General features: G+C 46.3%; 3 protein-coding genes. All 3 read right to left on the reverse strand.

The window, feature by feature from the left end; translation table 11 throughout:
• Positions 1 to 743: 743 nt before the first annotated feature.
• Positions 744 to 1,037, reverse strand: a complete 294-nt coding sequence (locus tag RW114_RS20435) for an addiction module antidote protein (RefSeq protein WP_340124569.1) — start codon at positions 1,035 to 1,037, stop codon at positions 744 to 746.
• A 9-nt stretch (positions 1,038 to 1,046) separates the two neighbouring features.
• Positions 1,047 to 1,328: a type II toxin-antitoxin system RelE/ParE family toxin gene (locus RW114_RS20440; protein ID WP_479687047.1), complete on the reverse strand. Its 282-nt coding sequence runs from the start codon at positions 1,326 to 1,328 to the stop codon at positions 1,047 to 1,049.
• A 193-nt stretch (positions 1,329 to 1,521) separates the two neighbouring features.
• A complete protein-coding gene (locus tag RW114_RS20445) occupies positions 1,522 to 2,076 on the reverse strand; it encodes a recombinase family protein (protein ID WP_340124571.1) in 555 nt (184 codons plus the stop codon).
• Between the last annotated feature and the right edge of the window lie 144 nt (positions 2,077 to 2,220).

Consider the following 2,220-nt stretch of genomic DNA (forward strand, 5'->3'; position numbering starts at 1 on the left):
TGAACAGTCATTCTGGCAACTTGAACACCGATTCTGGAAAATCCAGAAAAGTGTTCAGCTTGAAACCAGAATCAGTGTTCAAGTTAAATCAGAATAGGTGTTCAGATTGAATCAGAATGAGTGTTCAAGTTGGGCCAGAATATGCAACTATGATTTTTGCAAGAGTTTTTGCACTAAAATGTGAAGCTATCAGCCTAATAAACATAAGAAAATAATGCAGTGCAAAAAGTAAACTTTTTGCACTCACCAGAGCCTTTATCACGAGACACTAAACATTAGCCCTTGCTTATTTTTACCTTTTCGAGGGGATGGGCAAAAATAGCCATATTTCGTCTATACGCCGCTGATACCAAGGGCTCCAGGGATGTCGTGGAACAAACCGTTCTTTTGGTTAATTAACCCCATGACCAAAATTGGGAAGTCGATAAGCCACACAAAGCCTTGTCGGTTCTGGATTCTCACCAAATTCAGTAGGACTTTTTGTGTCGTTTGTTTAAATGCACCCAAATTTCCTCCTAAATCCCGTGGAACTTTAGAACCTTTTGTTGATTAGCACCCTATTCTGATCCGGCATATTGGAGCAATGTCCAAGAGCCATCTTTAGGCTGATTTTACATTTTCGGGGGATGGGCAATATTAGCCAATTTGCAAATCTACTTTTTGATCGTCGGTCGAAACCCGCGCATAGCCATATTTCATGGCTGCATTGTTAGACAATACCTCAGTTATGAGCAATCAATTAGTTAAATAGCGTCCGCGTGTAAATGAATCCCTAGCGCCTTTGTCACTTTGAGGATTGTATCGAAACTGGGGATGTGCTCACCGTCTAATGACCGATACAGGCTTTCGCGGGAAAGACCGGTATCGCGGGCGATCTGAGACATACCACGCGCACGGGCAATATCGCCAATCGCCTTGGCGATAAAGGTCGCATCACCGTCTGCTTCCTCAATACAGGCGTCAAGATAAGCCGCCATTTCTTCTGTTGTTCTCAAGTGCTCTGCTACATCGTAGCGGCTGGTTATGGTTTTTATCATTGTGTTTTCCTATAGATTACGAGCAAGTCCCTGGGCGGTTTTGATGTCGGTATCCTGAGTACTCTTATGTCCACCAGCTAACAGAATTACGACTTCGTTGCCGCGCCGCGTGAAATACACCCGATAACCGGGGCCATAGTCGATTCGCATTTCCGATACACCTTCTCCAACAGGCTTCACGTCTCCTGGATTGCCGGCGGCCAGCCGCTCAATTCTGGCTTGGACTCGCGCACGCGCTCGAATGTCACGAAGTTCATCTAACCATTGGACAAAAACATCGGTTTTTTTCATATCGATCATGTGCTTAATGTAGCTGATGAGCTACACATTGTCAAAGCACACTTTAACAGTGGCCCTAAAATAGGCTAGGCAACCGCGATTGACCTGACGCGGGAGGCTGTCTCGAGTCAATTACGATGGCCGGTTGAGTAACAAATATCCGTGGCAGCTTTGGACCAGAATACCCGGTTAATTGCTTCCATAATTACTTATCCGTCTCATTCAGCAATTTGTAAACGGTTGACCGCCCAATGCCCATTTGTTTGGCGATGGCGGTTGCCCCTAATCCATTCTTATGCAATGCCTGTAGTCTTTCCGTATCGACGCTACGCTTGCGCCCAAACTTCACTCCTTTGGCCTTAGCCTCGATGCGACCCTCGTTGGTACGCTCAAGGATGCGTTGTCGTTCCGCCTGGGCTACGGCAGACAGAATGGTGACGACCATTTTGCCCATGGTGCCTTCGGTGCTGATGCCATCATCCAAAAAACGGATGGCAACGCCGATGCTATCGAATTCTTTGATTAAGGCGATCATGTCCGCCGTATCCCGTCCCAATCGATCCAACTTTTTGACCAGGATCACGTCGCCTTCTTCTACCTTGACCCGCAGCATATGCAAGCCATCCCGGTTGATGTGGCTGCCGGAAACCTTGTCAGTAAAAATACGGCTCGTTTTGACCCCGGCTTCCTTCAGCGTCTTGACTTGGCCATCAAGGGATTGTTGGCTCGTGGACACTCGAGCATAACCAAATAATCTCATTGCTTAAAACTGCCTCCTATAGTTTCTCAGGTAAATAATTTCCAAGCCACTACAGTAAAATTCACGCAGGGATTGCGAAATCTTCACGCATTTTCTTCATGACACACAAAACTTTACTGGCATCTTGCATATACGTCTTGAAAG

The organism is Methylobacter svalbardensis (assembly GCF_037671525.1).
Lineage (GTDB): Bacteria > Pseudomonadota > Gammaproteobacteria > Methylococcales > Methylomonadaceae > Methylobacter_A > Methylobacter_A svalbardensis.